The 22,720-nt window shown below is 47.5% G+C and carries 19 protein-coding genes; 17 read left to right on the forward strand and 2 right to left on the reverse strand.

The genetic code is table 11. The features are described 5' to 3' along the window. The 8 genes from DXA57_RS03440 to DXA57_RS03475 all read left to right on the forward strand — a co-directional run bounded on the left by DXA57_RS03440 (nt 1) and on the right by DXA57_RS03475 (nt 7,686). Nucleotides 1–678, forward strand: coding sequence for a hypothetical protein (locus DXA57_RS03440; protein WP_117764632.1), 678 nt, complete (start codon nt 1–3; stop codon nt 676–678). 101 nt (nt 679–779) lie between these two features. Continuing rightward, nucleotides 780–998, forward strand: a complete 219-nt coding sequence (locus DXA57_RS03445) for an aspartate dehydrogenase (protein WP_117764634.1) — start codon at nt 780–782, stop codon at nt 996–998. A 200-nt stretch (nt 999–1,198) separates the two neighbouring features. Beyond that, nucleotides 1,199–2,494 (forward strand): phosphopyruvate hydratase, encoded by a 1,296-nt coding sequence (eno, locus tag DXA57_RS03450; protein ID WP_117764962.1) that lies wholly within the window; start codon nt 1,199–1,201, stop codon nt 2,492–2,494. A gap of 147 nt (nt 2,495–2,641) precedes the next feature. Continuing rightward, the gene (locus tag DXA57_RS03455; RefSeq protein ID WP_117764636.1) at nt 2,642–3,610 is read left to right on the forward strand and encodes a bile acid:sodium symporter family protein; all 969 of its coding nucleotides are present in this window, start codon (nt 2,642–2,644) and stop codon (nt 3,608–3,610) included. A gap of 119 nt (nt 3,611–3,729) precedes the next feature. Further along, entirely contained in the window at nt 3,730–5,124 is a 1,395-nt protein-coding gene (locus tag DXA57_RS03460) for an alanine/glycine:cation symporter family protein (RefSeq protein ID WP_117764964.1), read from the forward strand. A gap of 21 nt (nt 5,125–5,145) precedes the next feature. After that, the gene (locus tag DXA57_RS03465) at nt 5,146–6,120 is read left to right on the forward strand and encodes a TAXI family TRAP transporter solute-binding subunit (RefSeq protein ID WP_330423186.1); all 975 of its coding nucleotides are present in this window, start codon (nt 5,146–5,148) and stop codon (nt 6,118–6,120) included. Then, nucleotides 6,117–7,304, forward strand: coding sequence for a sodium/glutamate symporter (gene gltS, locus DXA57_RS03470; protein ID WP_117764640.1), 1,188 nt, complete (start codon nt 6,117–6,119; stop codon nt 7,302–7,304). Before DXA57_RS03465 ends, gltS begins: the two co-directional genes overlap by 4 nt. 199 nt (nt 7,305–7,503) lie before the next feature. After that, a complete protein-coding gene (locus DXA57_RS03475) occupies nt 7,504–7,686 on the forward strand; it encodes a hypothetical protein (protein ID WP_117764642.1) in 183 nt (60 codons plus the stop codon). Between the two features lie 2 nt (nt 7,687–7,688). On the opposite strand, the gene DXA57_RS03480 is transcribed toward DXA57_RS03475, so the two are convergent. Continuing rightward, the gene (locus tag DXA57_RS03480; RefSeq protein WP_117764644.1) at nt 7,689–8,591 is read right to left on the reverse strand and encodes a S8 family peptidase; all 903 of its coding nucleotides are present in this window, start codon (nt 8,589–8,591) and stop codon (nt 7,689–7,691) included. Nucleotides 8,592–8,783: 192 nt separating this feature from the next. Between DXA57_RS03480 and DXA57_RS03485 the strand changes: the two genes are divergently transcribed. From DXA57_RS03485 to DXA57_RS03525, 9 genes are all read left to right on the forward strand, one after another. Next, on the forward strand, nt 8,784–10,226 hold the full coding sequence (locus DXA57_RS03485; protein ID WP_117764646.1) for a 2-isopropylmalate synthase: 1,443 nt from the start codon (nt 8,784–8,786) through the stop codon (nt 10,224–10,226). Nucleotides 10,227–10,239: 13 nt separating this feature from the next. Next, a complete protein-coding gene (locus DXA57_RS03490; protein ID WP_117764648.1) occupies nt 10,240–10,923 on the forward strand; it encodes a GntR family transcriptional regulator in 684 nt (227 codons plus the stop codon). Beyond that, nucleotides 10,911–12,122 carry an NADP-dependent isocitrate dehydrogenase gene (locus tag DXA57_RS03495; protein ID WP_117764650.1) on the forward strand — a complete coding sequence of 404 codons (1,212 nt, stop codon included), beginning with the start codon at nt 10,911–10,913 and terminating at the stop codon, nt 12,120–12,122. Before DXA57_RS03490 ends, DXA57_RS03495 begins: the two co-directional genes overlap by 13 nt. 296 nt (nt 12,123–12,418) lie before the next feature. Further along, nucleotides 12,419–14,644 carry an alpha-galactosidase gene (locus DXA57_RS03500; RefSeq protein WP_117764652.1) on the forward strand — a complete coding sequence of 742 codons (2,226 nt, stop codon included), beginning with the start codon at nt 12,419–12,421 and terminating at the stop codon, nt 14,642–14,644. A gap of 107 nt (nt 14,645–14,751) precedes the next feature. Then, nucleotides 14,752–16,389 carry a peptide ABC transporter substrate-binding protein gene (locus tag DXA57_RS03505; RefSeq protein ID WP_117764654.1) on the forward strand — a complete coding sequence of 546 codons (1,638 nt, stop codon included), beginning with the start codon at nt 14,752–14,754 and terminating at the stop codon, nt 16,387–16,389. A 194-nt stretch (nt 16,390–16,583) separates the two neighbouring features. Continuing rightward, entirely contained in the window at nt 16,584–17,540 is a 957-nt protein-coding gene (locus tag DXA57_RS03510) for an ABC transporter permease (protein WP_117764656.1), read from the forward strand. Between the two features lie 16 nt (nt 17,541–17,556). Beyond that, on the forward strand, nt 17,557–18,486 hold the full coding sequence (locus tag DXA57_RS03515; RefSeq protein ID WP_117764658.1) for an ABC transporter permease: 930 nt from the start codon (nt 17,557–17,559) through the stop codon (nt 18,484–18,486). Nucleotides 18,487–18,506: 20 nt separating this feature from the next. Further along, nucleotides 18,507–19,538, forward strand: coding sequence for an ABC transporter ATP-binding protein (locus DXA57_RS03520; RefSeq protein WP_117764660.1), 1,032 nt, complete (start codon nt 18,507–18,509; stop codon nt 19,536–19,538). Then, entirely contained in the window at nt 19,528–20,508 is a 981-nt protein-coding gene (locus DXA57_RS03525; RefSeq protein WP_117764662.1) for an ABC transporter ATP-binding protein, read from the forward strand. The genes DXA57_RS03520 and DXA57_RS03525 overlap by 11 nt, the downstream gene beginning before the upstream one ends. An 85-nt stretch (nt 20,509–20,593) precedes the next feature. Here DXA57_RS03525 and DXA57_RS03530 read toward each other — a convergent pair whose 3' ends face one another. Continuing rightward, nucleotides 20,594–22,516 carry an ABC-F family ATP-binding cassette domain-containing protein gene (locus DXA57_RS03530; RefSeq protein ID WP_117764664.1) on the reverse strand — a complete coding sequence of 641 codons (1,923 nt, stop codon included), beginning with the start codon at nt 22,514–22,516 and terminating at the stop codon, nt 20,594–20,596. Between the last annotated feature and the right edge of the window lie 204 nt (nt 22,517–22,720).

A 22,720-nucleotide genomic window follows, 5' to 3' on the forward strand; every position in this document is an offset into this window, starting at 1 on the left:
ATGATCGTTGTAAAAAGAGGCAAAGAACCCAATAGTCTTCTGAAATTCCGAAAACAACATCTGGATGCAGACTATGAAACAGATATGCCTACGGATGTACTAAAAGATATTAGAGAACAGATGTGGGAAGAACAGAAATGTTTGTGTGCATATTGCATGAGAAAAATTGATGATCCGAGAGTTATGAGAATTGAACATTGCAGGCCAAGGCATCCACAAGGCGAAAAAGAACATGATAGAAAAGCAACTTTAGATTTTAAATGGATGCTTGGTGTTTGTTATGGAAACAGTTTGGAGAAAGGTGTAAAACCGGAAGATAAAACTTGTGATGCTCATAGGGGTAATACAGAGCTTACAATCAATCCATTTGATGAATTATCTATTAGAAAGATTAAATATAGTGCAGATGGAAGTATTTGTTCAGATGATCCGGAAATCAATAAAGACGTGACAGAAACATTAAACTTGAATTGTCAGGCACTTTCTTTACCACAGACACGAAGAAGCGTTTTGCAGAAAGAACAAGAAAGAATTTTAAAGAAATGCAAAGGAAAATCACAGGATGCAGTTATACATGAGTTGGAGCGCACCTATTCAAGCCTTGTGCAGGAAAGAAATTTGACACCGTATTGCGGAATTATTATTTCTTGGCTTGAGAAAAAATTGAAGATATCATAAATTGTAATAAATAGTATTGAGTCAGATTCTAAAGTGGTTTCAACAAGTACAAGAAAGAAAATACGTTGCCGGAAACATCATGTGATATGAGGAGGGAATTTATGAAATTTTTTAAAAAGAACCATCATTTAAAAACCTACGACCCAAACCACCAGAAACCCGTCCTCAAAACCAGCATCTGCACCGGCGAGCAGGTGGCAGGCTTCAAGGATCTTCAGACCGGAAAAATCGATGAAATCATGCTGATCCGTTCTCCGGCAGATCTGGCAGAATTCAGAGAATTGTACGGAATAACAGAAGAAATTTACAAGGAATATTAAATCCATGCCAACAGCAGAGCCTGCAACTTGTTACAGAAACTTTCTCAATTGCAGTTTACGGATCCTCTTGCATCTCATATAAAGTTATGATAGACTAACTATGGTTAGAAAAGCCTAACTTACTGTGAATAAATCATGCAAACTCCTTCTGCCCCCTGAGCAAGGGTGGGAGGATGCATGGAGAAAGGATCGAAATAAAGATGAAACATTTAGCTATTGAGAAAGTAATCGGAAGAGAGATCATTGATTCCAGAGGCAATCCCACCGTTGAGGCGGAGGTTTATCTGGCAGACGGCACCATTGCAAGAGGGGCAGCTCCCAGCGGAGCTTCCACCGGTGAATTTGAGGCTCTGGAGCTGCGTGATGGAGATAAAGAGCGTTTTGGCGGAAAAGGAGTATCCAAAGCAGTAAATAACATCAACACTGTTATCAACGAGGTGCTGAAAGGCGTGGATGCTTCCGATATTTATGCAGTCGATGCAGCCATGATGAAAGCAGATGGAACCAAGGATAAATCCAACCTTGGTGCGAATGCGATCCTGGCAGTATCGATCGCAAGCTGCAGAGCAGCAGCTATCGCACTGGATATTCCTCTGTATCGTTTTCTGGGTGGCGTGAATGGCAACCGCCTTCCTGTTCCGATGATGAATATTTTAAATGGTGGTGCTCATGCGGCAAATACTGTGGACGTACAGGAATTTATGATCATGCCGGCCGGTGCAGAGAGTTTCCGGGAGGGTCTCAGATGGTGTACCGAGGTTTTTCATGCACTGGCAGCACTCCTAAAGTCCAGAGGACTGGCTACTTCTGTGGGTGATGAGGGTGGTTTTGCTCCGGATCTTGGAAGTGATGAGGAAGCCATCGAATGTATTCTGGAGGCGATCCGCAAGGCTGGTTACGAACCAGGCAAAGATTTTGTTCTGGCTATGGATGCTGCTTCCAGTGAATGGAAAGGTGAGAAGAAAGGCGAGTACATCCTTCCGAAATGCGGCAAAAAGTATACCTCTGCAGAACTGGTAGAGCACTGGAAGAAGCTTTGCGAAAAATATCCGATCTACTCCATCGAAGACGGTTTGGATGAAGAAGACTGGGAAGGCTGGCAGGTACTGACCAGAGAACTGGGAGGCAAGGTCCAGCTGGTAGGAGATGATCTTTTTGTCACCAATACCGAGCGTCTCTCAAAAGGAATCTCTCTTGGCTGCGGAAATTCTATTCTGATCAAGCTGAATCAGATCGGTTCTGTGTCTGAGACTCTGGAAGCCATCAAGATGGCTCACAATGCCGGCTATACAGCTGTTACCTCCCACCGTTCAGGTGAGACAGAGGATACTACGATCGCAGATCTGGCTGTTGCACTGAATACCTGCCAGATCAAGACCGGTGCTCCCAGCAGAAGTGAACGTGTGGCAAAATACAACCAGCTGCTCCGGATTGAGGAGGAACTGGGTACATCAGCAGTTTATCCTGGTAAAAAAGCATTCCACATCAGCCGTTAAGGTAGTTTGCATACAGTTACATTAAAATTAAAAAGACCTTGAGGAATATCGCCGAAGATGTTGCCGAAAGGTCTTTTTTCTTGCCTTTTTTTCATATTCATCGTATGATTTTATCGATATCGGATAACAATGAAATGGAGAAAATATATGCTTGATAAATTTAACCGCTTTATAGAAAAATGGATGGCCCTGGTCACACCGGCCTGCCTTCTTTTCGGTGTGCTTTTTCCAGATATCGCGAAGCATGGTCTGCCTTATGTTTCTCTGGTCTTTGCGTTTATGACCTTCACAGGAGCTCTGAAATCGGACTTTCATGATATGGCCCGGGTGCTGAAGCATCCCATTCCCCTGCTGGCCTGTCTTGGAGTGCTTCATGTGCTGCTCCCTGTTCTGGCCTGCGGTCTTGGGCATCTGCTTTTTCCTGGAAATGACCGTCTGATCACAGGGATGGTGTTGGAATTTTCCGTCCCGACGGCGGTGGTCAGTCTTATGTGGGTGACGATCTATAGCGGAAACAGCCCGCTGTCCCTGTCACTGGTGATCGTAGATACGCTTCTGTCACCTTTCCTGATCCCGGCTACGCTGCAGATTCTGGTAGGTTCCCGGGTGTCCATGGATGCAGCCGGTATGATGCAGGAACTTCTTTTTATGATCGCCATTCCTGCACTGGCAGCCATGAGCCTCAACGAGCTGACACATGGAAAAGTGCGGAAAGAATGGCCCTCAAAGCTGGCTCCCTTTTCAAAAATGTGCCTGATTTTTGTGGTAGCCTCTAATTCCTCCAAAGTAGCTCCCTATGTGCGGAATATGACACCACAGAGGGTTCTTGTTGCAGCAGCCATCCTTGTACTGGCGGCCTCCGGTTATGCCATCGGCTGGCTTTTATCCCGTTGGTTCGGCGGAGACCGGGAGATGGCAGTGTCTATGCTCTATGGCTCCGGTATGCGTAACATCAGTGCCGGGGCAGTTCTTGCAGCTGCTTATTTTCCGGGTGAAGTCATGTTTCCGGTTATGATCGGGACATTGTTTCAACAGGTCCTTGCAGCCTGTTACGGAAAGCTGATCGAAAGAATGTATAATCATTCCAATCAAAGGAATCAATGGAAGATTTCCTGATCTGCTTGCCATCCTTTTCTGTTTGTGGTAACATGTTACTTTAAGAATCTGACGCGGCAACTGTTTACAACATCATGTGGAAGATTCGGAAAACAAAAGAAAAGGGAGAAACAAAAAGTATGGTTGAAATCATAACGGCCGTGAATCAGGCGGTCAACAATTTTATCTGGGGCGTTCCTGCAATGATCTGTATTCTCGGTGTTGGAATGTACCTGAGTATCTGTACCGGTTTCCTGCAGATCCGGAAATTTCCCTATGCGATTCGTACCACCATCGGACGGATGTTCCGGAAAAAAGATGCCTCAGACGGTTCTATGACTCCGTTTCAGGCGGTCTGCACGGCCCTGGCGGCAACGGTAGGAACAGGAAATATTGCAGGAGTAGCGGGTGCCATTGCGATCGGAGGTCCGGGCGCTATCTTCTGGATGTGGTGTTCCGCTGCTTTTGGTATGTGTACCAAATTTGCCGAGGTGACTCTGGCCGTTCATTTCCGTGAGCGGAACAAGGAAGGCGATCTGGTAGGCGGTCCTATGTATTACATCAAAAACGGTCTTGGAAAAAACTGGCAGTGGCTGGCTTTTTTCTATTCCCTGTTTGGTGTGCTGACCGTATTCGGAACCGGAAATGCCACGCAGGTCAATACCATTACGACAGCCATTGATACGGCTCTTGTTCAGTATGGCCTGATCGGAGATACGGCAATGTCCATGCTGAATCTGGTCATTGGTATTTTTATTGCCATGCTGGTGGCAATGGTCCTTCTCGGCGGCATCAAAAGGATCGGAAGCGTGACAGAAAAACTGGTGCCCTTTATGGCGCTTTTCTATGTGGTTATGGCACTGGGAGTTGTTGTGCTGAATATTCCGCGCCTTCCGGCAGTTTTTGCTTCTATTATCGGAGGGGCTTTCTCTCCGAAAGCATTCACCGGCGGTCTTGTCGGAAGCATGTTTGTGAGCCTTAAAAAGGGTGTATCCCGTGGAATCTTTTCCAATGAAGCGGGACTCGGTACCGGTTCGATCGCCCATGCCTGTGCGGATACAAAGAAACCGGTAAAACAGGGAATGTTCGGTATTTTTGAGGTTTTTGCGGATACCTTTGTCATCTGTACGCTGACGGCTCTTGTGATCCTTTGCAGCGGTGTTTCCATTGGATATGGCAAGCCAGCCGGGGCGGAACTGACGATTTCCGGATTTACAGCGACCTATGGCGGCTGGTTTTCCATTTTTACGGCAGTGGCTCTATGCTGTTTTGCATTTTCCACGATCATTGGCTGGGGACTCTACGGTGCCCGCTGCATCGAGTATCTTTGTTCCAGTGAAAAAGTCGTCCGTCCTTTCTTTGTGGTTTATTCTTTTGTAGCGATCCTTGGTGCGACCGTGGATCTGGGACTTCTGTGGGATATCGCAGATACCTTCAACGGTCTGATGGCGATTCCGAACCTTATCGCACTTTTCCTTCTTTCCGGTACGGTAGTGAAACTGTTGAAGGATTTTTTTGAGAAAGAGAAAGCCTGAAAAATGAAAGGATGTGTTCCATTGAAGAAAAAATGGATTTTTTTGTGTTTCATCCTCCTTCTGCTCACGGGCTGCAGTGGAGGAACAAAAAAGCTGCGTTTCGGAACGGCTGGCATCGGGGGTGTGTATCATGCTTTTGCGGACACCTTTGCCAATATCCTGAATACGGAAACGGATGATTTCCAGACAGAAGTAAAAACGACGGCGGGGTCTGCGGCGAATTTAAGGCTGCTGTCAGAGGGCTATATCCAGCTGGCGGTTGTCCAGGCAGATCTTCTTCAGGATGCCTGGAACGGTGAGGGGAGCTTTGCTGGCGGAAAGACTTGCCAGGGCTATGGCGCAGTGGCAGCTCTCTACACAGAGGCCTGTCAGATCATAGTGAGAGATGATTCTTCTATTATAAATATGGATGATCTTCTTGGAAAAACGGTGAGTGTCGGAGAAAAAGAATCCGGCACGGAACAGAACGCCGAGAAGATTCTCTCAGCCAGTGGTTTTACAGACAACATGGTGACGAAAGTGAATCTTAATTATACGGATGCGGCTGAGCAGCTAAAGGACGGCACGATCGATGCATTCTTCTGTACAGCCGGTGTGGAGACCACGGTCATCGGTGAACTGGCAAAGCAGTGCGGTATCCGTCTCATCAGCCTGGATGAAAAGACACGGAGCAAACTGACCCGTTCCTATGATTTTTATTCCGAGTACCTCATCCCTGCCGGAACTTATGAAGGTCAGGAAGAAGAGGCCAGAACGCTGGGAGTCAAGGCTGTGCTGCTGGCAGGTGACAAGCTTTCTTCCGCACAGGTAAAAGAGATTACAAAAATACTTTTTGACAGCAAAGAGAAAATCCAGTACGCTTTGCCGGTGGATATTTCCCTGGATGAAACGACTGCCGTGGAAGGGATCACAATCCCCTTCCATAAGGGAGCAGCTGCATATTATGAGGACTGCAGTGTGGATCTGGAAGACGAGACAGAGAAAGGAAGCAAATGAAGATTCAGCTGGATATGTATCAGACCATTGCAACTGCAGTGCTGGTTCTGATGCTTGGAAAATATTTGAAACGTAAGTGCAGTATTCTGGAAAAATTCTGTATTCCCGCTCCGGTTATCGGAGGTGTCATTTTCGCAGTGTTTACCTGTATCTGTTATGTGACCGGTATTGCAGAATTTTCCTTTGATGATATCTTAAAGGATGTGTGCATGGTATTTTTCTTCACCTCCGTGGGCTTCCAGGCAAACCTGAAAGTCTTAAAAAGCGGAGGAAAAGCCCTGATCGTATTTCTCGGTCTTGTTATCGGTCTGATCTTATGCCAGAATTTTCTGGCGGTAGGTCTGGCGAAGCTTCTTCAGATCAGCCCTCTGGTAGGGCTGTGTACCGGTTCGATCCCCATGGTGGGAGGCCACGGGACAGCCGGTGCCTTCGGACCGATCCTGGAGGATTTTGGAATTTCCGGAGCTACAACTCTCTGTACTGCAGGGGCAACCTTTGGACTGATTGCCGGCAGCATGATGGGAGGTCCTCTTGGAAAACACCTGATCAAGAAAAAGAATCTGCTGGACACAGTGGTTTCTGAGGATGACAGCCTTCTGGTAGAGGAGGAGAAAAAGCATGAACGCCATGTCAGCATGTATCCTTCGGCTGTGTTTCAGCTCATCATTGCTATGGGTATTGGTACTATCGTGTCAAAGCTTCTTTCTCTTACGGGAATGACATTTCCTATTTACATCGGTGCCATGATCGTGGCAGCCTTTATCCGGAACATTGGAGAATATTGCGGAAAATTCACGATCTACATGGGAGAGATCAATGATATTGGAGGCATCAGTCTTTCTCTGTTCCTGGGTATCGCTATGATCACCCTGAAACTCTGGCAGCTGGCGGCACTTGCCCTGCCTCTGCTGGTTCTTCTGGCCGGTCAGACGATACTGCTCTTTGTTTATACGAATTTCATTGTGTTCCGCATTATGGGAAAAGACTACGACGCGGCTGTTCTTTGCGCCGGAGTCTGCGGATTCGGAATGGGAGCCACTCCCAATGCCATGGCAAACATGCAGGTGCTCTGTGAAAAATATGCGCCATCCGTCAAGGCTTATCTTCTGGTGCCGCTGGTGGGCAGTCTTTTTGCAGATTTCATCAACAGCCTGGTGATCACCGTTTTCATCAACTTTTTGTAACTGTTCAGAGCCAAGCAGATTTTCATGCAAAAGTGTGAATCATGCTTGCATGAATGAACACTTTTACATGGAAATCTATTTGGCGGATACGCCACACCGACGAAATGCGAAGCATTTTGGAGGCTGGCTCTGAACAGTTACAATTTTATGTAAGTTACGTAAAAAATGTCCGGGGGAGCGGACATTTGAGGGAGGATTTATGTTGTTTGGAAGAAAGAAAAAAGAAAAAACTTCTTACAAAGTAGAGAGTGAGAATCTCGCCATTCCGGAGGTTCACATCGGAGAAACGCATGAAGAAGAACCGGAGCCGGAACGGGAGGAAAACATCACTTACGAGAATGTAGCTATTCCAGAGATCCATATTTACAGAAAGAAAAAATAAGATCAGCGCAATAACCGGTCAATCCGAAGAAAGCCCCAGCCCTGACGGCTTCCGGGCAGCTTCAGGTCAACCGTACTTTCATGCATACGCATTTTTACATCCAGATTGGAAAGCTCCGGATGAAGAGAGAGAAGCAGAGCGGCAGCTCCAGAGACCACAGGTGTGGACATGGAGGTGCCGCTTTTTACTGTGTATCCCTGGCGGGTGAAAGCGTAGCGGGAACTGCAGGAAACGATCCCTGTGCCCGGAGCCGTAAGTTCCGGTTTTACGATGCAGGCGCAGGTAGGCCCCCGCCCGGAATAACCGGTAAGGATCCGTCCCTTTCTGGGAAAAGCTTCTATTTGTTCGTCATCGGAGGCTCCGACTGTGATGATCTTCCGGCTGCTGCCGGGAGAGGTGATGCTTTCTTTGCGTGGACCCATATTCCCTGCGGCAGCCACAACGATAAGACCGGCATCCCAGGCATCCTCCACAGCCTGGATGAGCTCTTCGTCCTCTTTTCCTTCTGCCAGAGTGCCTACAGAGATGTTGAGGATCCGGGTGTGATATCGCTCTCTGGTAGAGATCACAAATTCGATGCCCCGGAGAACATCCTGACGGCTTCCGTTTCCACGGCGATCCAGGACTTTCACCGGCAGCAGGCGGCATTCAGGAGCGATGCCGCGGTAACGGCCCCGTGAGAGCTTTCCATTCCCGGCCAGAATTCCGGCCACATGGGTACCATGACCGTAATCATCGTAACAGCCGGTCCGTCCGTTTGAAAAATCACGGAAATCCACAATGCGTTCTTTCAGATCCGGGTGAGGATAAATACCGCTGTCCAGTATAGCGGCAGTGATGCCCTTTCCGGAAAAACCTTTGGCGAGGAGCGGTTCCGCTCCGGTCAGTTTTCTCACCCGATCCATAGGAATCCATCCTTCTTATCCCGACATCTTTTTATCAGTATATGCGGGAAATCGGTTGTGTGCTATGCGTCAGGATCCCGCATCTTGATATATTTTTCACAAGATATTTTGAAATGTGCTTGACAATACATGTATAATTGTATACAATGATGCAAAAAGAAAAAACAACAGATGCATAGGAGTGATAGAAAGATGGAAAACCGTCGTGTGACAATGAACAACAAGACAAATCTTCTGGAACTGGAAGAGCACATGTACCCCCTTGTAGATGTGAAAACTCCAAATGTTTTCCGGAACCTGTTCCCCTATAGTGAGGTTCCGAAGATCGCATTCAATGACCGAGTCGTTCCGCATCACATGCCGGAGGACATCTGGATCACGGATACGACCTTCCGTGATGGACAGCAGTCCCGGGCGCCTTACAGTACGGAACAGATCGTGACGATCTTCGATTATCTTCACAAGCTGGGCGGTCCGAAAGGAAAGGTACGCCAGTCTGAATTTTTCCTCTACAGCAAAAAAGACAGAGATGCTGTCATCAAATGTATGGAGAGAGGCTATAAGTTCCCGGAAGTTACCAGCTGGATCCGTGCAAATAAGAAAGATTTCGAACTGGTAAAGGATATCGGCATGAAAGAGACCGGAATCCTGGTCAGCTGTTCCGATTACCACATTTTCTATAAGATGAAGATGACCAGAAGAGAAGCGATGGAACATTATCTGAATATCATCCGTGACTGTCTGGAGATTGGCGTGAGCCCCCGGTGCCATCTGGAGGATATCACCAGAGCAGATATCTATGGTTATGTAATTCCCTTCTGTCTGGAACTGATGCGTCTGATGGAATTTTATCAGATCCCGATCAAGGTCCGCTGCTGCGATACCATGGGATACGGAGTTAATTATCCAGGAGCGGTAATCCCTCGTTCGGTTCCCGGTATCATTTATGGTATCATGACCCATGCGGGTGTTCCCAGTGAGCTGATTGAATGGCATGGTCATAACGATTTCTATAAAGCGGTTACGAACTCCACCACAGCCTGGCTTTACGGTGCCAGCGGAGTCAACTGTTCTCTGTTCGGTATCGGTGAGCGGACAGGAAACACACCTCTGGAAGCGATGGTCTTTGAGTATGCCCAGCTTCGGGGAACCCTGGATGGAATGGATACCAGAGTCATCACGGAACTGGCAGAATATTATGAAAAAGAGATCGGTTACCGCGTACCGTCAAGAACGCCTTTTGTCGGCGAAAACTTCAATGTGACCAGAGCGGGTATCCATGCAGACGGTCTTCTGAAAAATGAGGAAATCTACAATATCTTTGATACAGACAAGTTCCTGAACCGTCCGGTACTGGTGGCAGTATCCAACACCTCCGGTCTTGCGGGAATTGCACACTGGATCAATACTTACTATCATCTGCCGGAAGAGGATAAGATCAGCAAAGATACCCCATTGGTAAAAATGGTCAAAGAATGGGTAGACCGGGAATATGAAAGCGGTCGTGTGACGATCCTGACCAATCAGGAGCTTGTGACCGTTATCAGTGATTCCTGCAAGAAGCTGAATATTCCGCTTCCTGGAAGAAAAGAGGCTTCGACGGCCCGGAAAACCGTTCCCGATTCGGAACTTTAAGGAGGATATATCTGTGGAGGCGACAGATCAATTTTCCCTCAGAGGAAAAGTATTTCATACCATACGTGAAAATATATTGAGCGGGTGCTACAAATATCAGGAGGAACTCCGGGAGAGTACTCTCGGAAAAGAACTGGGAGTATCCCGGACGCCGGTGCGGGAAGCGCTTCGGCAGCTGGAGCTGGAGGGACTGGTGACGATCGTACCCAATAAAGGGGCTTACGTCAACGGCATTACGGCTCAGGATGTGGAAGTGATCTACCAGATGCGTTCCCGTCTGGAAGGGCTTTGTGCCCGGATGGCCTGTAAATGGATGACAGGGGAACAGCTGGATGAGATGGAAGAAGTGATCCTTCTTTCCAAGTTTCATGAAAAAAAAGGTAACTTTGATCAGCTGGTAGGGCTGGACAGCCGTTTTCATGAAATCCTGTTTGAAGGCTGTCAGAGCAAGCTGCTGGAGCATGAACTGAAGAACCTGCACCAGTATGTCCAGAGAGTACGGAAGTCTTCTCTGGAAAGCGGGCGTCGGGCGGAAAAATCCACGCAGGAACATGAAAATATCATGCTGGCTATCCGGGAGAAAAATCCGGATCTGGCAGACGAACTGGCTACCCGCCATGTTATGAATACCATCAGTAATATCAGGAACTGCCAGATAGAAACGATCATGGAGGATGAGACAAAATGGAAAAAATAAAAATGCATACCCCGTTGGTTGAGATGGACGGAGATGAGATGACAAGGATTCTCTGGAAAATGATCAAAGAAGAACTTCTTCTTCCTTTTATCGATCTGAAAACCGAGTATTATGATCTTGGACTGAAACACAGAGATGAGACAAATGATCAGGTGACGATGGATTCTGCAAAGGCAGCGATCAAATATGGTGTGGCTGTCAAATGCGCCACCATTACCCCTAATGCAGCCCGTGTGAAGGAATACGACCTGAAGGAGATGTGGAAGAGTCCGAATGGCACCATCCGTTCGATTATGGACGGTACCGTATTCCGTACTCCGATCGTTGTAAAAGGCATTGAACCCTGTGTGAAGAACTGGAAGAAACCCATTACTCTGGCACGTCATGCCTATGGTGATGTTTACAAGGCATCCGAGATGATCGTTCCAGGGCCCGGAAAAGCAGAGCTGGTATTTACCGCAGAGGACGGGACGCAGACCAGAGAGCTGATCCATGAATTCAAAGCTCCCGGCGTTCTTCAGGGCATGCACAATCTGAATGCTTCCATTGAAAGCTTTGCAAAGAGCTGTTTCCAGTATGCGCTGGATACGAAGCAGGATGTCTGGTTTGCTACGAAAGATACGATCTCTAAAAAATACGATCATACCTTTAAAGACATTTTCCAGGAGATCTACGACAGAGATTATAAAGAAGCTTTTGAAAAAGCAGGGATCACCTATTTCTATACTCTGATCGATGATGCGGTTGCCCGGATCATGAAAGCAGAAGGCGGCTTTATCTGGGCTTGTAAGAACTATGATGGTGATGTCATGAGTGATATGGTATCCTCTGCCTTTGGTTCTCTGGCTATGATGACCTCCGTTCTGGTAACACCTGACGGTAAATTTGAGTATGAGGCAGCTCATGGAACGGTGCAGCGTCATTATTACAAATATCTGAAGGGCGAGGAAACTTCCACCAATTCTGTTGCTACGATCTTTGCCTGGAGCGGAGCTTTGAGAAAACGTGGAGAACTGGATCAGATTCCGGAACTGGTCAGCTTTGCGGATAAACTGGAACAAGCAACTCTTGCCACCATCGAAAGCGGAAAAATGACAAAGGATCTGGCATTGATTACCACATTGGAAGATCCGACGGTATTAAACAGCGAAGAATTCATCAAAGCTGTCCGTACAAATCTGGAAGAGCGTCTTGCGTAAAAAAGATATATCTAATTGTTGATTTCAGATCATACCATCTCCGTAATACCGAAAAACATATCATACAGCAGACACAAAGATATTGTATCTGCTGTGTTTTTAATTGACGGAAATGCACAGAATAAAAGATATATCTAATATTGTTTTATGGAATATGCGTATATAGTATTGACAAATTGATATATTATGTGGTATATTTGTGACAGATAAACAGGATGTCAGGGCAAACGATATTTCGAATGTCCGCTTTACCCTGAACATTTCATTTTACGAAAGCAGAAAAGGGGAAAAGTCCCATGAGTATTGTTTTTCACGAAAAAACCAGAGAATTTCATCTCTATAATGACAAGATCAGCTACATTTTCCAGGTTCTGCGGAATGGACAGCTGGGACAGCTCTATACGGGCGCCAGACTGAGAGACCGGGAGGATTTTTCACATCTGGCGGAACTGGGCTTCCGTGACATGGCTCCCTGCATTTATGAAGGGGATACGACATTTTCGCTGGAGGCTTTGCGTCAGGAGTACCCGTCCTATGGAACCGGTGATATGCGTTATCCGGCGTATGGATTGATCCGGGAGAACGGCAGCCGTCTTTCCAGCTTTGTTTATCAGAGTCATCGGATCTATCCGGGCAAACCAAAACTGGACGGACTTCCGGCTACTTATGTAGAGTCTGATCACGAAGCAGAAACACTTGAAATCACCTTAAAGGATGATATCCTGGGAACAGAATTGATCCTTACCTATACGATCTATGAGACATTTCCGGTGATCTGCCGGAATGCCCGTTTCTGTCAGACAGGAAAAGAAACCGTGGTCCTGGACCGTGCTATGAGTTTCTCTCTGGATCTGCCGGACTGGGATTATGACATGATTACGCTTACAGGTTCCTGGGCAAGAGAACGATATGTCCGTACCGAGCATCTGAGAGAGGGTGCGCAGGAAGTTTACAGTATGAGAGGACACAGCAGTCATCAGTTCAATCCGTTTCTGGCACTGAAGCGTCCTCACGCGGATGAAAAACAGGGTGAAGTCTTCGGATTCAGCCTGGTATACAGTGGCAATTTTCTTGGTAAAGTCAATGTAGACACTTATGGAGTCACGAGAGTGCTGCTGGGGATCCATCCGGAAGGCTTTTCCTGGACTTTGAAGCCGGGTGAGAGTTTCCAGACACCGGAGGCTGTGATGGTTTATTCCTCCGAGGGACTGAATGGCATGAGCCAGACCTTCCATAAGCTGTATCGTACCAGACTCTGCCGGGGCAGCTGGCGGGATCGGGTAAGGCCGGTGCTGATCAATAACTGGGAAGCCACCTTTATGAATTTTACAGAGGAGAAGATCCTGAATATTGCAAGAACTGCGGCAGACCTTGGCGTAGAGCTTATGGTTCTGGATGACGGCTGGTTCGGCAAGAGGGATGATGCCACCAGTTCTCTTGGAGACTGGTATCCGGATCTTTCCAAGCTGCCGGATGGTATTACCGGAGTGGCAAAAAAGGTGGAGGCCCTTGGCATGAAGTTCGGCCTCTGGATCGAGCCGGAGATGGTCAATCATGAGAGCCGTCTTTACCGGGAACATCCGGACTGGCTCCTGGGAGAGCCGGGAAGACCTCAGTGCCACGGCAGAAACCAGTTTGTTCTGGATTACAGCAAACCGGAGGTTGTACAGGGCATTGGAGATATGATCGCAAAGATTCTCCGGGAAGCTCCTGTTTCCTATATCAAATGGGATATGAACCGGAGCATGTCTGAGGTCTTTTCCAAAGGAAGAGCTGCGGCATTCCAGGGTGAAGTATTTCATCGCCATATGCTTGGTATTTATGCACTCTATGAGCGGCTGATCACCGAGTTCCCGGATATTCTTTTTGAGTCCTGTGCCAGCGGCGGAGCCCGTTTTGATCCGGGAATGCTTTATTATGCACCGCAGACCTGGACCTCAGATAATACCGATGCGGTGGAGCGCCTGAGGATCCAGTATGGAACCTCTATGGTTTATCCGCTCAGTTCGATGGGCTGTCATGTATCTGCCGCACCCAATCAGCAGACATACAGAAATACATCTCTGAAGACAAGAGGGGAGACAGCACTCTTTGGTGTGTTTGGCTATGAGCTGGACCTAAATACTCTGACAGATGAAGAAAGAGAAGAGGTCCGTCAGCAGATCTGTTTTGTAAAAGAACACCGGGAGCTCCTGATGAAAGGGACCTTTTACCGGTTGCTGAGTCCTTTTGAAGGGGATGAAGCAGCATGGATCGTAGTTTCTGAAGACCGGACGGAAGCAATGGCGGGTTATTACCGCCAGAGACAGCCGGCCAATGCACCTTATCAGCGGCTCCGTCTTGCGGGACTGGATCCGGAAATGGAATATCTGGTATCTGATTTTGCAGGAAGCTTCTTCGGAGACGAACTCATGCAGGCAGGTCTTGTGACCTCTGATGAAGGCTGCGGAGTGAAGGGCAGCGGTGTTCCGCAGGGAGACTACCAGTCGAGAGTTTTTTATATAAAAAGAAAAGATCATTGATATTTTTCCATGCAAAGCATGGTAAAAATAAAAAGGATGCCGGAGCCGGACAGGATATCCTCTGACACGACATTCAAAAATTTCTTTATGAAAGAGAGGACAACACTATGAAAAGAAAACTTCTGTCAGCATTACTTGCAACAGCCATGACCATGACTGTTGTAGCAGGAACCGGAATTGCTGTATCTGCAGACGGTGAGGCCGTTGTAAGCACCGTTATGTTCTCCGATCCGGATACCATGGATCCCGGACGTGCAGACGACGACCAGAAGAACTCCATCATTCTGGAGTGCCAGGAGAGCCTGGTTCGTCTGATCGATGGAAAACTGACCAATGCAGGCGCAGAGAGCTACGAGACCTCTGAGGATGGTCTGACCTGGACCTTCCATCTGCGTGACAACAAGTATTCCGATGGAACACCGGTCGTAGCAGCTGACTATGTAAACTCCATCCGTCGTGTATTTGACCCGGAGGTTAACTGCCACAACGCCGGTATCTTCTACTGCATCGCAGGCGGAGAAGCTTTCAATACCGGTTCCGGAGCAAAAGAGGATGTCGGAGCCAAGGCTGTTGATGACAAGACTCTGGAGATCACTCTGACCGAGCCTATCCCGTACTTTGCACAGCTTCTGACTTTTGCAAACATCACTCCGGTTCCCGAATCAAAAACCGAGGGCGAGAACAACTCTTCCTATGGTGCGATCGTAGAAGATCTGGCACAGAGTGGTCCGTATTACATTTCCGAGTGGACCCGTGGTTCCAAGGTTGTTCTGAAAAAGAACCCGAACTACTGGGATGCTGAGAACATCAAACTGGACGAGATCGATATGATTCTGGCTCAGGATGAGAATACCAGACAGCAGCTTTTTGATCAGGGACAGATTGATCTTCTGAGAAATGTCCGCACAGAGTACGTTGACCAGCTGCAGTCCAAGATCGATTCCGGTGAGGTTACTCTTATTTCCGGCCCGCAGCCGAGAAACAGCTACATCTGCTTCAACAACGAGGATCCGGATGGCGTATTCTCAAATGAAAACATCCGTAAAGCCTTTGCAATCGCCTTTGACCGCGAGTCTTATGTCAAGAACGTTCTGAAAAAAGAACAGGCTGCTTACGGTGAGATTCCTTACGGAACCGCTATCGGTGACGATCTGTTCCGTGATCTCTATGAAGAGCCCATGAAAGAGCTTCTGGAGCAGGATCCGGTAGAGCTTCTGAACAAAGGACTGGAGGAAATCGGCAAATCAGGTGAGACTCTTGAGGTTACCTTCCTTCAGAGAAACTCTGACAACGAGACCAAGGTTGCAGCTGAGTACTATCAGAACCAGTGGCAGACAAAACTCGGCGTTGTTGTAAACATCGAGACTGCTTCCGATAACTCTTCCTTCAACAACCAGGTTTCCAAAGGACAGTACCAGATCTGCCAGACCGGTTGGGGCGCAGATTATAACGATCCGATGACCTTTATGCAGTGCTACACCACTGGCGATGGAAACAACCCGGCATTCTTCTCCGATTCCGAGTATGATGAGCTGGTAAATGCATGCAAGACCGAGTCCGACATGAAAGTCCGCGGTGAGAACTTTGCAAAAGCTGAGAAGATCCTGACTGTTGACAAATGTGGTATTTCCCCGGTTACTTTCTCTTACTCCAACGTTGTTGTAAACCCGAAACTCCAGGGCGTATACATCAATGGTGCAGGCGGTCCTTCCGTTGAGTTCAGAGATGCATACCTTGCTGAGTAACAGATAACCAGAATGACAGTGGAGCTGCCGTTCAGTCCATTGTGTTATGCCGGAACATGCGGGAGATCCTTGGATCTCCCCGCCGTTCCGGCATTTATAAGTCAAAGGTCTTAGTGTACGGTATCACTCCCGTTTCTGTCAGCAGAAAGCGAGTGATACAGCACACTAAGCTTTCACTTAGGAGGTACGACAAAATGATTAAATACATATTAAAGAAAATTGGCTACATGATCGTAACCTTATGGGTAATTCTTACAATTACCTTTTTTCTGATGAACTGCATTCCTGGTGATCCGACACAGGACAGCATGAAAGTGCTTCCGGAAGCAGTTGCAAACAACCTGAAAGCACGTTGGGGACTGGACAAGCCTCTTAGCGAGCAGTATGTGATCTATCTGAAAAATCTTCTGCACGGGCAGATGGGAGAGTCCTACAAGACGCCTGGTCTTACTGCAAACCAGATCATTTCCGAGCGTTTTCCGGCTTCCTTGCAGTTAGGACTGCAGGCTGTGGCAGTAGGTCTGATCCTGGGGCTGATCCTTGGTATTCTGGCCGCTCTGCATCGTGGCCGCTGGATCGATTTTTTGACGATCTTTATTGCTATCATCGGTGTGTCTGTGCCGAGCTTTGTATTTGCAGCCTTGCTTCAGAAATATGCGGCTGGCTCTTACTTCCCCATTGTCGGCTGGTCATCGAAGGGGATGGGGATCGGGCAGATCTTCCAGTATACGTTCCTTCCGACGGTATCGGCATCCATCAGCGGTATTGCCACCTATTCCCGTTTCATGCGTTCTTCCGTACTGGATGTACTGAGTAATGATTACATTCTTCTGGCCAAATCCAAAGGCCTTTCCAACTTCCAGATCGTAAAACGTCATGTACTCCGTAATGCCATCACACCGATCATCTCCATCGTAGCTCCGCAGGTAGCCAATATCGTAACCGGTTCTTTCGTTATCGAACGTATCTTCTCGATCCCCGGTCTGGGACGTTACTATGTAGAGAGTGTAAACGGACGTGATTACCCGATGATCATGGCAACTACATTGTTCTTCTCATTTATCTTTATTTTCTGTATGGTATTGATGGACATCCTTTATGCCATCGTAGACCCCAGAGTGAGAAAGAGCATCATCGAAGGCAACAAGTAAGGAGGGTGAGACCAGAATGACAGAACAGAGCGGAAAGCTTACAAAAGAACAGTTCACCCGGGTAGGAGTGGACGAACAGGCATCAGAAAATCTGGTGCGCCCCAGTATTTCTTACTGGCAGGATGCATTCCGGAGACTGAAGAAGAACAAGGTTGCGATGGCAAGTCTGGTTCTTCTGATCGCAATCGTGTTTATGTGTATTTTTGCACCGTATATTTATCCTCATCCCTATGATGAGCAGAACATTGAATTTACCAATCAGGGGCCCACTCTGCAGCATATCTTCGGTCTGGATGATCTGGGAAGAGACATTTTTGCCCGTATCTGGATCGGCGGCCGTGTTTCCCTGACTATTGGTGTCGTCGGTGCGCTGGTATCTCTGCTGATCGGTGTCCTTTACGGCGGCGTCAGCGGATATATGGGCGGTCTGGTGGATGATATCATGATGCGTATTCTGGAAATCCTTTCAGGTATCCCTTACATGGTCATGGTAATCATCGTGACTGTTTTTCTTGGAAAAGGTATGAGTTCTCTCCTTTTGGCACTCTGTATCACCAGCTGGACCGGTCTGGCCCGTCTGGTACGAGGACAGGTGCTGGAATTAAAGGAGTGTGAATATGTCATGGCGGCAAAGGCACTGGGTACGCCGACACTCAAAATCGTCACCCGCCATCTGATCCCGAACACCATGAGTATCATTATCGTACAGACCACCTTCTCCATCCCGAGCTTCATTTTCTCCGAGGCTTTCCTGAGCTTTATCGGAATGGGTATCCAGCCGCCGCTTACCAGCTGGGGTGCCATGGCTTCTCTTGGACAGCAGCAGATGGCTTACTATCCTCATGAACTGATTTTCCCGGCACTGGCTATTTCTGTAACCATGCTGGCATTCAACCTCCTGGGTGATGGCCTGCGTGATGCATTTGACCCGAAACTCCGTCAGTAAGAAAGAAAGGTGTGTGAAAAATGAGCAATCTGTTAGAAGTAAAAAATCTGGAAGTCTCTTTCCATACCTATGCCGGTGAAGTCAAGGCGGTACGGGGAGTATCCTTTGAAGCAAAAGCAGGCGAATGTCTTGCGATCGTAGGAGAGTCCGGTTCTGGAAAAACAGTAACCTCCAAGGCGGTTTTAGGCTTGATCGCCACGCCTCCGGGAGAAGTGAAAAAGACCAGTGAGATCATATTTGATGGTCAGAATATTATGAATTACAGTGAGAAAGAATGGAGAGCCTATCGTGGAAAAGATGCAGCTATGATCTTCCAGGATCCCATGACCTCCCTGAACCCGACCATGAAAGTCGGCAAACAGATTATGGAAAGCATTCTTCTTCACAGCAAGGTTTCCAAGGATGAGGCAAAAAAACGTGCTCTGGAGCTTCTGAAAATGGTAAACATCCCAAATCCGGAAGAGCGTATGAATCAGTATCCTTATGAATTTTCGGGTGGTATGAGGCAGCGTGTTGTCATTGCCATTGCTCTTGCCTGCAATCCGAAGCTTATGATCGCCGACGAGCCCACGACAGCTCTGGATGTGACCATTCAGGCACAGATCATTGACCTTCTGAAAAAGATCCAGAAGGAAAATAATACAGCTGTAGTCATGATCACACATGACCTTGGTGTCGTAGCCGGTATGGCAGATGACATCATCGTTATGTATGCAGGTCGCATTGTAGAAAAAGGTACGGTTTATGAAATTTTCAACGAGCCGAAACACCCCTATACGGATGCTCTTTTAAAGGCTGTTCCGAACCTGAAAAATGAGAATAAATCCGAACTCCGCATCATTCCTGGAACACCGCCGGATTTGATCGCGCCGCCGAAAGGCTGTGGTTTTGCAAGCCGCTGTCAGTACTGCATGGGGATCTGTAAAGAGCAGTCTCCGGAATACACCCGTTTTTCCGGTTCCCACGAGGCTGCCTGCTGGCTGAACCATCCAATGGCAAAAGAAGTGTACGGAATCAAGGACATCAAGGAGGTGTTTGAAGATGGCAAATGAGAAAGAAGTGCTGGTTCATGTCGAGCACCTGAAAAAATACTTCAAAGTACATAAAAAAGATATTTTAAAGGCTGTAGATGATGTTTCTTTTGATATCTATAAAGGAGAGACCCTTGGTCTGGTAGGAGAGTCCGGCTGTGGTAAGACCACCTGCGGAAGAACCGTTCTTGGTCTTTATCCGGCAACCGAAGGTGTCATTGAATACGCCGGTCGTGATGTGACAAAAATGGGAAAAAAAGACGGTCTGTGGTTTAAAAAGAGAGCCCAGATGATCTTTCAGGATCCTTACGCCTCCCTGGATCCCCGAATGACAGTTGGTGATATCATTGGCGAAGGCCTGGAAAACTTCGGTCTTCATCCCAATGATAAGCAGGAGAGAATCCATGAACTTCTCTCTCTGGTAGGCCTGAACAAAGAGCATGCCGGTCGTTTCCCTCATGAGTTTTCCGGCGGACAGAGGCAGCGTATCGGTATTGCGAGAGCTCTGGCTGTAGATCCGGAATTTATTGTCTGTGATGAGCCGATCTCCGCACTGGATGTTTCTATTCAGGCGCAGGTTGTCAATCTGCTGATCAAGCTTCAGAAAGAGCTGGGTCTGACCTATCTCTTTATCGCTCACGATCTTTCTATGGTAAAACATATTTCCGACCGTGTCGGTGTTATGTACATGGGACATATCGTAGAGCTGGCTTCCAGTGACGAGCTTTACGGCAATCCGGAGCATCCCTATACCAAGGCTCTTCTGTCTGCGATCCCGATCCCGAATCCGGAGCAGGAACGCAGCAAAAAGGTCCTTCCGCTGGAGGGCGAGGTGGGAAGCCCCATCAACTGCGGACCTGGCTGCCGCTTTGCAAGCCGCTGCAAATTTGCAACTGAAAAATGTAAGAGTGAAACACCGAAATTGAAAGAGATCAAAGCAGGGCACTTTGTAGCCTGTCATCTTTTTGACAATTCTGTGAAAGTAATCTGAGTCGCTGTTTTGACGAAAAAAGTCCCCGGTACCGGATGGAAAAGCCATTCGGTACCGGGGACTTTTTATAGTAACAAAACGGTTGTCATTCGTCCTCTGCCAGTTCTTCCCAGGTCTCATAAAGAGCAGCAAGCTCTTCGCTGATCTGGGCTTTTTCTTTACTCAGTTTGATGCATTTCCCAACATCCGTTGCCACCTCCGGAGAGGCCATCAGAGCATCAATCTCGGCATCGCGCTCTTCCAGAGCGGAAATCTGATCCTCCGTCTTTTTCAGGGCATTCTTCCGTTTTCGCTCTTTGGCCTGTAGCTCTTTCTGCTGCTGCCAGTCCAGTTTGGAATCTGTTTCTGTTTTGTCGGAAGAAACGGCAGAAGCAGCCTCACCTGGAACGTAGATAGCCGTCAGTTCCTCTTTTTTCTCTAGATAATAGTCGTAGTTTCCGATATAGTTTACCAGTGTATTTCCAGTCAGTTCCAGAATTCTGGTTGCCGTCTGATTGATAAAATAACGGTCATGAGAAACATAAAGGACTGTTCCCTCGTACTGATTCAGAGCATTTTCCAGAATCTCTTTGGAAGTGATATCCAGATGGTTGGTCGGCTCATCGAGAATGATGAAATTGGCTTCTGAAAGCATGAGTTTGGCAAGGGAAACACGTCCACGTTCTCCACCACTTAAATCCTGAATCCGTTTGTAAACATCGTCACCGGTAAAAAGAAAGGCAGCCAGAACGTTGCGGATTTCTGTATTGTTCATGTTTGGATAAGTATCGGAAATCTCTTCAAAAAGAGTCTTCTCCATGTGAAGGACATGATGTTCCTGATCATAATATCCGATATGGACCTTACTTCCCAGGGTGAAACTTCCGGCATCCGGAGCCAGAAGACCGTTGAGGATCTTTAAGATCGTGGTTTTTCCGGTACCATTGTTTCCGATGATGGCGACACGTTCGCCACGTTTGATCTCAAAATTCAGATCAGAAAACAGCGTATGGTTGTCAAAGCCTTTTTCCAGACCTTCCACTTTCAGTACGTCATTTCCGCTGATGACCCGTGGAGTCAGATGGATATGGATCTCCGTATTGACTTCTGTCGGCTTTTCCAGAACCTCGATCTTGTCCAACATTTTCTCACGGCTTTCCGCACGGCGGATAGACTTTTCACGGTTGAAGGATTTCAGCTTGGCGATCACTTCCTGCTGGTGTTTGATCTCACGCTGCTGGTTTAAATATGCATTGATCTGTGCCTGACGGACCTGGGCTTTTTTCATGGAATAATCGGAATAGTTTCCAAGGAAGGTAGTCACATTGCCCTGATCGATCTCTATGACCTTGGTGACTACCCGGTTCAGAAAATAACGGTCATGGGCTACGATGAGGACAGCACCGGAATAATTGAGCAGATAAGTTTCCAGCCAGGCAATGGAATTCATATCCAGATGGTTGGTCGGCTCGTCCAGAAGAATCAGGTCCGGATGAGAAAGTAGGAGCTTACCCAGAGCCACACGGGTCTTCTGACCACCGGAAAGCGTGGATACTTTTTTGGTAAAATCCTCCTCGGTAAAGCCAAGACCTTTTAAAACACCGGTGAGTTCACTCTGAATGGCATAGCCGTTTTCACGCTCAAACTGAGAATTTAGCCGGTTATAGGTTTCCAGTACGCTTTCCAGGGCTTCGCCGGAAAGGGATTTCATTTCCATTTCCAGCTCCCGGATCCTTTTTTCCATGGCAAGCAGCTCTGCCTTTACGGAAAGGAGCTCGTCATGGATGGTGTTTTCAGAAGAAACAGCATCATGCTGAGCCAGATAGCCGATGGTTTTTCCTTTTGCAAGGATCACATCTCCGCTGTCCGGATCCAGCTGATGCATGATGATTTTCAGAAGGGTGGATTTTCCAGCCCCGTTGATGCCTACAATGGCCGCCTTTTCACGGTCTTCAATATGAAAAGAAGCGTTTTTCAGGATGACATCGGTTCCGAAAGCTTTTTGAATACTCTGACATGCCAGTATCATGGGATTCACTTCTTTCTTGCTTTATTTATGCTGCCGGTTTTTGATCACGGCAACATTTCTTTATCTTATCACATTTTCCTGCCTTCGACCAGTTATTTTCCGTGAAAAAAGACGAAAATAGAAAAAACGACTGGACGGATGGCGAAATTTGCGATAAGATTGATAATCAACAATCAAAGTGACGTAACAGAGTGACGGGCTTTA

It is taken from the genome of Blautia sp. OF03-15BH, assembly GCF_003463065.1.
Classification (GTDB): domain Bacteria; phylum Bacillota; class Clostridia; order Lachnospirales; family Lachnospiraceae; genus Limivivens.

Bases quoted from the DNA above. Each gene is read 5' to 3' on its own strand.
- DXA57_RS03530 (WP_117764664.1), bottom strand. From the start codon at position 22,516: ATGATACTGGCATGTCAGAGTATTCAAAAAGCTTTCGGAACCGATGTC.
- DXA57_RS03460 (WP_117764964.1), top strand. From the start codon at position 3,730: ATGGTTGAAATCATAACGGCCGTGAATCAGGCGGTCAACAATTTTATC.
- DXA57_RS03505 (WP_117764654.1), top strand. From the start codon at position 14,752: ATGAAAAGAAAACTTCTGTCAGCATTACTTGCAACAGCCATGACCATG.
- DXA57_RS03445 (WP_117764634.1), top strand. From the start codon at position 780: ATGAAATTTTTTAAAAAGAACCATCATTTAAAAACCTACGACCCAAAC.
- DXA57_RS03480 (WP_117764644.1), bottom strand. From the start codon at position 8,591: ATGGATCGGGTGAGAAAACTGACCGGAGCGGAACCGCTCCTCGCCAAA.
- DXA57_RS03515 (WP_117764658.1), top strand. From the start codon at position 17,557: ATGACAGAACAGAGCGGAAAGCTTACAAAAGAACAGTTCACCCGGGTA.
- eno (WP_117764962.1), top strand. From the start codon at position 1,199: ATGAAACATTTAGCTATTGAGAAAGTAATCGGAAGAGAGATCATTGAT.
- DXA57_RS03510 (WP_117764656.1), top strand. From the start codon at position 16,584: ATGATTAAATACATATTAAAGAAAATTGGCTACATGATCGTAACCTTA.
- DXA57_RS03475 (WP_117764642.1), top strand. From the start codon at position 7,504: ATGTTGTTTGGAAGAAAGAAAAAAGAAAAAACTTCTTACAAAGTAGAG.
- DXA57_RS03440 (WP_117764632.1), top strand. From the start codon at position 1: ATGATCGTTGTAAAAAGAGGCAAAGAACCCAATAGTCTTCTGAAATTC.
- DXA57_RS03525 (WP_117764662.1), top strand. From the start codon at position 19,528: ATGGCAAATGAGAAAGAAGTGCTGGTTCATGTCGAGCACCTGAAAAAA.
- DXA57_RS03520 (WP_117764660.1), top strand. From the start codon at position 18,507: ATGAGCAATCTGTTAGAAGTAAAAAATCTGGAAGTCTCTTTCCATACC.
- DXA57_RS03495 (WP_117764650.1), top strand. From the start codon at position 10,911: ATGGAAAAAATAAAAATGCATACCCCGTTGGTTGAGATGGACGGAGAT.
- DXA57_RS03500 (WP_117764652.1), top strand. From the start codon at position 12,419: ATGAGTATTGTTTTTCACGAAAAAACCAGAGAATTTCATCTCTATAAT.
- DXA57_RS03455 (WP_117764636.1), top strand. From the start codon at position 2,642: ATGCTTGATAAATTTAACCGCTTTATAGAAAAATGGATGGCCCTGGTC.
- DXA57_RS03485 (WP_117764646.1), top strand. From the start codon at position 8,784: ATGGAAAACCGTCGTGTGACAATGAACAACAAGACAAATCTTCTGGAA.
- gltS (WP_117764640.1), top strand. From the start codon at position 6,117: ATGAAGATTCAGCTGGATATGTATCAGACCATTGCAACTGCAGTGCTG.